We start from the raw sequence: 6,865 nt of genomic DNA, 5'->3' as shown, positions 1-6,865 counted from the left end.
CCACGAACACGAGACCAACCACTACGCTCAACACCAGCCCCAACCGGCGGCTGGAGCCAACGCATAGAGCCTCCACCGATCCCGGAGCGCTTCACGCTGCTGATCATCTCCTCGTTGAAGGCACGCGACACGTCGTAGATGTCAGCCTCCATGACGGCCACGAAGAATCTCGTCACGACGTAGTGGACCATTACGTGGTCTTCCCAGGCCGCGCGCGTCACAGTGTCGGTCGTGTAGGCAAGGTGCCTGTCGGCGCCTTCAGGCTCAGCCGCGATCCTGCCGACGAGCCGCAGGAACATCTCCCGATCCGCGGTCGGCATGTAGTCACGAAACCGGAGTGCAGGGTGCGCGAGTTGATGCGCAATGTTGACGTCCGCTGCGCAAAGGATGCGCAATTCCGGCTAGCGGTGAGCGAGGGCTCCAGGCAGTACGGCGAGTGCGGGGCTGGGTGTGCTCTCCCAAGCCAGCGCGGGCGCGCCACTTCTGGCTGCGCCGCCCCTGCGCTCACCCGTGTCTCTCACCTTTCCGCCGCGGCTGGAGCGGTGCGCTCCGGCCCGGCGAAGTGGGACAGCGCGACGGCGAGGTGCCGCTGGTCAGCGCGTACCCCGTCAAAGGACCGGAGCTCCACCACCGCTACCCCGCCGGAGTGCGGGACGAAACACTGCCGCCAGCGCCACTTACCCGGAACGCGTGCGCCATCCTTGAACCACACCATCAGGGCGGGAGCGGGCCCAGTGAGCGCGAAATGCGCCCGCTGGGTCACCGCTGCACGACTAATCGCCGCCCACGGCACGCGGGAGTTGAAGGCACCGCTGCGCAACTCCAGCCCTTGTGCGTCGATGCACAGCTCGCACCTCTCCGCGGCCGTGGCCCCGGCCACCATCGCCAGGGCCGCCGCAACCAGGGCCAGTAGCAGCGAAGCTCCCGGGCTCACCACTTGTTCGAGGTAGACGGGTAGGGCCGTTGCTGCGGAGATGCCCACCACCCAGATCGACTTGCAGCGCGGCCCGGCTAGCCGACCAACGAGCGTGTAGTCTTCGCCGAAAACTCCACCGGAGGCGTCTTCCTCGTCCTGCCGCCCGACCCATCTGTGCCCGGCGAACCGTGCGAGGGCGGCGTCGAGTTCGGCCGGCAGCATGGCGAACGCGGCGAGCACCAGGGTCACCGTTCGGGTGCGCGGGTCGTAGGGAAGCGCGAGCTTTCCGGTGAAGGGCCACGTTGCAACCGGACGTTGGGCGGTACGAATCCTCAGTTCGGGTCCGTGCTTTCCGGGCCGGACCGTCACATCCTCGATCTCGGGCCAGGTCGCGTCTAACCGGGAGAGGTTGGCGCGTACCCCGATGCCCTGCTGGTCGATTCGGAGGCGGACCGGCAGGAAACTGAAGGTCAGGACATACAACCCAGGCAGAGTCCAGAACACCAGCCAACACAACCCGACGGCCTTCGTGATCAAATCGTCCGCGAGGAGGCCGAAAAGGCCGACGGACCCCGGCACCGTGAAGACGGCAGCCCAGAAGACGCCGGCTGTCCGTACGGCGCGCTTCTTCCCGAAGTGCGCGGCGGGTAGTTCGGACCGTAGTCCATGTGCGTCATCCCAAAGCCCTGGCGCATGCCTGGCGATGACTGCGGCCACGTCATCCGCGGAGGCGTTGAGCCACGCCAGGCGGCAGAACCGGACGAAGCCCTGCTTGTGGTCAGTGCGGGGGCCGAACCGCTGCCGCCGTGGTGGAACGAAGCCACGGCGCGGCCAGATCGCGACCTGGCTGGGGAGGAGACGCCCTGGGGAGGAGCGGACCGTGCTGACGCGCTGCACATCCTGCCACGCCAGCCGGTGAACGTCCTGGTTGGCCGTGAGGGTCAGGCCCTGCTCGTCGACGAGGAGCCCGTAGCGCCGCGGCAGCCTTGGCACCAGCACAACCCAGAGCAGAGCCAGGAGCAGGGAGCTCGCATCGACGCTGAGGAACTGGGGATCGGAGAAGGGAAACCCGCCGCCCACCACGGCTGCGTGCGTGACAGCGACCACGCAGGCCACCAGCAGCCAGCGCAGTACGGACAGTAGCCGGCGGGCTCCAGCCAGCCCAGGGGAGACGGTCAGCAGGACCGCCTCCGGCGCGCTCCCGGGGACGGCCGACGCTGCACCGGCCGGGGAAGCAACCGTGCTGTCGATCCCGTCGTCGTGGACCGCCGACCGGTGGGCGGCGTTGACGGCAAGCGCCAATTCGGCGGCGGTGTCGCTGCCCTGCTGCCGGGGCTGCGGCGTGAGGGTGCGCCTCAGCTGCGCGTACATGCTGCCAAGCGTGAGCAGGCGCTCGCCTTCGGCGACTCCGCTGTCAAGGAGGTCGAGCAGTGCACCGGTGAAGAGGGTCCGCCGTTCCCCGACCGGAGCCAGCGCCGTCATGGTCGCCGAGGTCGCGGTGAGCGTGTAGGTGCCCGAAACCTCGGTCTGCGCGAACGCGATGTCCTCGGCGGCGCCTGACATGGTGTCAGGGATCGCCCGGCCGCTATAGCAGCAGTCCAGAATCAGCACCCGGTTGCGGGCCGGACTACGCGTGATCAGCTCACGCAGCTCCGCGAACCGCACCGCGTTGAACAGCGGGTCCGCCGGATTGCTGTGCGGCAGGGCGAGGTACAGCTCCCTGCCGTCCTGGCCGATGAGGCCGTGGCCGGCGAAATACACCAGCAACAGGTCCTCGGCCTCGTCGGCGGCCCGGCGCACCTGCCGGCACACCTCCCGGTCGTCGGTCTGGTCGACCAGGGGCAGGCAGTGCTCCGGAGGCAATCCGGTGAGCTCCATCAGTGCCCTCGTCAAACCGTTGATATTGCCGGTGACGCCGGGCAGTTCGGCGAGGCCGGAATCCACGTCGTAGCTTCGGGTGCCGATGAGTACGGCCCGTGACGTGGTGGGGTCCGGTAACCGCACGTCAGGATTCCTCGGCCAGGCGGCTGTCGCGCAGGGCTTCCCGGATCAGCGCGTCGGCGTGCTGCGCCTGGTCCGCCTTGATCTCCACGCTGCTGCCATCCGGACGTGTCAACGTGATCTCCACGGTCGAGCGACGCTGCCGGAGCCAGATCGGCAGTGAACGTGCCAGGGCCAACGCGCTGCCCGAACCCAGCATCACCACCAGTTGGTCGAAGGCCGCGCCCATGTCACCGTTGGCCGGGACCGCCGGAGACAGCTGTACCCGCCCGCGCAGCTCAGGCTCGTACTCCAACCATTCCTTGAGACTTGTAAGGCCGTCGGCTCCGCCGCTCTGCACACTGATCGCAATGTCCACGCAGGCACTCCCCCACCGGGTCCTCAGACAACTTCGGCCTCAGTGTCTCCTATACCGGCGATGGACGGCCAGGAGGAGGACTGAGCCGGGACCGCAACTCCTCGGCCCGGTGCCGTGTATGTCCAACGGATCTCTCCAAGGACCTCTCCGCGCACTTCACCAGGCATTTCGACGTGTTCCAACCAGGCAGCTCTGTTGGGGTGGTTCACCGTCGTTCCCGCCGGCGGCGAACTCGTCCAGTCTGATGGGTCCCGGCCCCCACGCTACAAGATCGGGTATTGCCGACCCGCCGTGTCTCTGCCCTGATAGGGGCGGTTGCGCAACACCTGGCGACACGGCCAGTGCGTCCCCGGTGTGGATTCCGACGTCTCCGCAGGAGCCAATGCGCATCGAGTCGCGGACCCTGCACGCAGGGAATATCGGTCGGGCCGGTAGGCCGAGTGCGTGGTCCGGGACAGCGAGCGATGCGGCGCTCCTGCGGGCGTCCCGCACGGCTCCGTCACGGGCCCAGCCGCACCTGGAGGGCACAACGAGGGCACAACCGCTTCGCGCGGGTTCAACGGTGACCAATGCCAACAAACGCCAATTTGCCTGCTCAGCGACCTATCTTGACAGTCCCCGCAGATGATGCGCGAAGAGGCGGCACCCCCGCACAGGGTGCCGCCTCTCCTCTTCGTGCGCCGGAGCCGTCGCCGATCGGTGAGGGTCGGGGACCAGCGGCGGCTCCGGGGTTCAGGTGAGCCGGGAGGGCCTAGCGGTGGTCGCTGCCCGTCGACTGCGTTGCCGCGCGGCCTGCCTCGAGGCGGGCCACCGGGATGCGGAAGGGGGAGCAGGAGACGTAGTCCAGGCCGACCTCGTGGAAGAAGTGGACGGACTCGGGGTCGCCGCCGTGCTCACCGCAGACGCCGAGCTTGAGGTCGGGGCGGGTACGCCGGCCCGCCTCCGCCGCCGACTTCACCAGGGAGCCGACGCCGTCCTTGTCGATCGTCTCGAAGGGGCTGACGCCGAAGATGCCCTTTTCCAGGTATGCGGTGAAGAAGCTCGCTTCGACGTCGTCGCGGCTGAAGCCCCACACCGTCTGCGTCAGGTCGTTCGTGCCGAAGCTGAAGAACTCCGCCGCCTCGGCGATCTGGCCCGCCGTGAGGGCGGCTCGGGGGAGTTCGATCATCGTGCCGATCGCCAGCTTCAGCTGCGTACCCGTCGCGGCCTCGACCTCGGCGATGACCTTGTCGGCCTCCTCGCGGACGATCTCCAGCTCCTGGACCGTGCCGACCAGCGGGATCATGACCTCCGCGCGCGGGTCGCCCTTCGCGGACTTGCGCTCCGCCGCCGCCTCGGCGATCGCGCGGACCTGCATCGTGAACAGGCCGGGGATGACGAGGCCGAGACGGACGCCGCGCAGGCCCAGCATCGGGTTCTGCTCGTGCAGGCGGTGCACCGCCTGGAGCAGGCGGAGCTCGTTCTCGTGCGGCTCCTGGCGGGACTCGGCCAGGGCCACGCGGACCGACAGCTCGGTGATGTCGGGCAGGAACTCGTGCAGCGGCGGGTCCAGGAGACGGATCGTCACCGGGAGGCCGTCCATCGCCTCGAAGAGTTCTACGAAGTCTTTCTTCTGGAGCGGGAGCAGCTCCGTCAGGGCCGCCTCGCGCTCGCTCTCCGTGTCCGCGAGGATCAGCTTCTCGACCATCTCGCGGCGCTCGCCGAGGAACATGTGCTCCGTGCGGCACAGGCCGATGCCCTGGGCGCCGAAGCGGCGGGCGCGCAGGGCGTCCTCGGCGTTGTCGGCGTTGGCGCGGACGCGCAGGCGGCGCTTGCGGTCGGCGAAGGCCATCATGCGGTGGACGGCCTCGACCAGCTCGTCCGCGTCGTCGGCGCCGGGGTGCATCCGGCCCTCGAAGTACTCCACCACGGGGGACGGGACCACCGGGACCTCGCCCAGGTAGACCTTGCCGGAGGAGCCGTCGATGGAGATGACGTCGCCTTCCTCGACGACGTGGCCGCCGGGGACCGTCATGCGGCGGCGCTTGGTGTCGACCTCCAGCTCCTCCGCGCCGCACACGCAGGTCTTGCCCATGCCCCGGGCGACCACGGCCGCGTGGGAGGTCTTGCCGCCGCGCGACGTCAGGATGCCCTCGGCTGCGATCATGCCGTCCAGGTCGTCGGGGTTCGTCTCGCGGCGGACCAGGATGACCTTCTCGCCCGAGCGGGACCACTTGACGGCCGTGTACGAGTCGAAGACCGCCCGGCCCACCGCGGCGCCGGGAGACGCGGCGATGCCGCGCGCCACCTTGTCGACCTTCGCCTGCTCGTCGAAGCGCGGGAACATCAGCTGGGCCAGCTGGGCGCCGGTGACGCGCTGGAGGGCCTCCGTCTCGTCGATCAGGCCCTGGTCGACGAGCTGGGTCGCGATGCGGAAGGCGGCGCCCGCGGTGCGCTTGCCCACGCGGGTCTGGAGCATCCACAGCTGACCGCGCTCGATCGTGAACTCGATGTCGCACAGGTCCTTGTAGTGGTTCTCCAGCGTCTCCATGATCTGCATGAGCTGGTCGTACGACTTCTTGTCGATCGACTCCAACTCGGCGAGCGGGACCGTGTTGCGGATGCCGGCGACGACGTCCTCGCCCTGGGCGTTCTGGAGGTAGTCGCCGTAGACGCCCTGGTGGCCGGAGGCGGGGTCACGGGTGAAGGCGACGCCCGTGCCGGAGTCGGGGCCCAGGTTGCCGAAGACCATCGAGCAGACGTTGACGGCCGTACCGAGGTCGTGCGGGATGCGCTCCTGGCGGCGGTACAGCTTGGCCCGATCGCCGTTCCACGAGTCGAAGACCGCCTTGATGGCGAGGTCCATCTGCTCGCGCGGGTCCTGCGGGAAGTCCCGGCCGGCCTCCGCCTTGACGATCTTCTTGAACTTGGTGACCAGCTTCTTCAGGTCGGCGGCCTCCAGGTCGGTGTCGACCGTGACCTTCTTGGCCTCCTTGGCCGCCTCGAGGGCCTCCTCGAAGAGGTCGCCGTCGACGCCGAGGACGGTCTTGCCGAACATCTGGATCAGGCGGCGGTAGGAGTCCCAGGCGAACCGGTCGTCGCCGGCCTGCTTGGCCAGGCCCTGCACCGACTTGTCCGACAGACCGATGTTGAGGACCGTGTCCATCATGCCCGGCATGGAGAACTTCGCGCCGGAGCGGACGGACACGAGGAGGGGGTTGTCGGGCTGGCCGAGCTTCTTGCCCATGCGGGATTCGAGGGCGTCGAGGTGCGCACTCACCTCGTCACGCAGTGCCGCGGGCTCCTCACCGCTCTCCAGGTAGACCTTGCAGGCCTCGGTGGTGATGGTGAAGCCGGGAGGGACCGGCAGACCGAGGTTGGTCATCTCGGCGAGGTTGGCGCCCTTGCCGCCGAGGAGGTCCTTGAGGTCCTTGTTGCCCTCGGTGAAGTCGTAAACGAACTTCACTACGTGGGGTTCTTTGTTTTCCGACACGGGTCTCGACTCCTTGAGGCCACGGTGGCTGCCCTGACGGCGAGGAACATACCCAGATCGAAGGCGCATGGGTACGTCTACTTGTGCGTCATGAGCCTGTAACCACCCGTCCGCCAGC

The 6,865-nt window shown here is 68.4% G+C and carries 4 protein-coding genes; all 4 read right to left on the bottom strand.

Annotated elements, in window-relative coordinates; genetic code table 11:
- Positions 1 to 320: hypothetical protein (locus ACWDEN_RS42550; RefSeq protein WP_450863311.1), on the bottom strand; the 320-nt coding region annotated here is incomplete at its 3' end.
- A gap of 197 nt (positions 321 to 517) precedes the next feature.
- Positions 518 to 2,920 (bottom strand): caspase family protein, encoded by a 2,403-nt coding sequence (locus tag ACWDEN_RS42545; RefSeq protein WP_450863309.1) that lies wholly within the window; start codon positions 2,918 to 2,920, stop codon positions 518 to 520.
- Between the two features lies 1 nt (position 2,921).
- Positions 2,922 to 3,275 (bottom strand): effector-associated constant component EACC1, encoded by a 354-nt coding sequence (locus ACWDEN_RS42540; protein ID WP_351616923.1) that lies wholly within the window; start codon positions 3,273 to 3,275, stop codon positions 2,922 to 2,924.
- A gap of 751 nt (positions 3,276 to 4,026) precedes the next feature.
- Positions 4,027 to 6,747: a pyruvate, phosphate dikinase gene (gene ppdK, locus ACWDEN_RS42535; RefSeq protein ID WP_351616920.1), complete on the bottom strand. Its 2,721-nt coding sequence runs from the start codon at positions 6,745 to 6,747 to the stop codon at positions 4,027 to 4,029.
- Between the last annotated feature and the right edge of the window lie 118 nt (positions 6,748 to 6,865).

The sequence above is a fragment of the Streptomyces sp. NPDC001153 genome (genome assembly GCF_053598315.1).
Note: the sequence above shows the minus strand (reverse complement) of the source record. Positions and strands in the feature narration are given on the sequence as shown.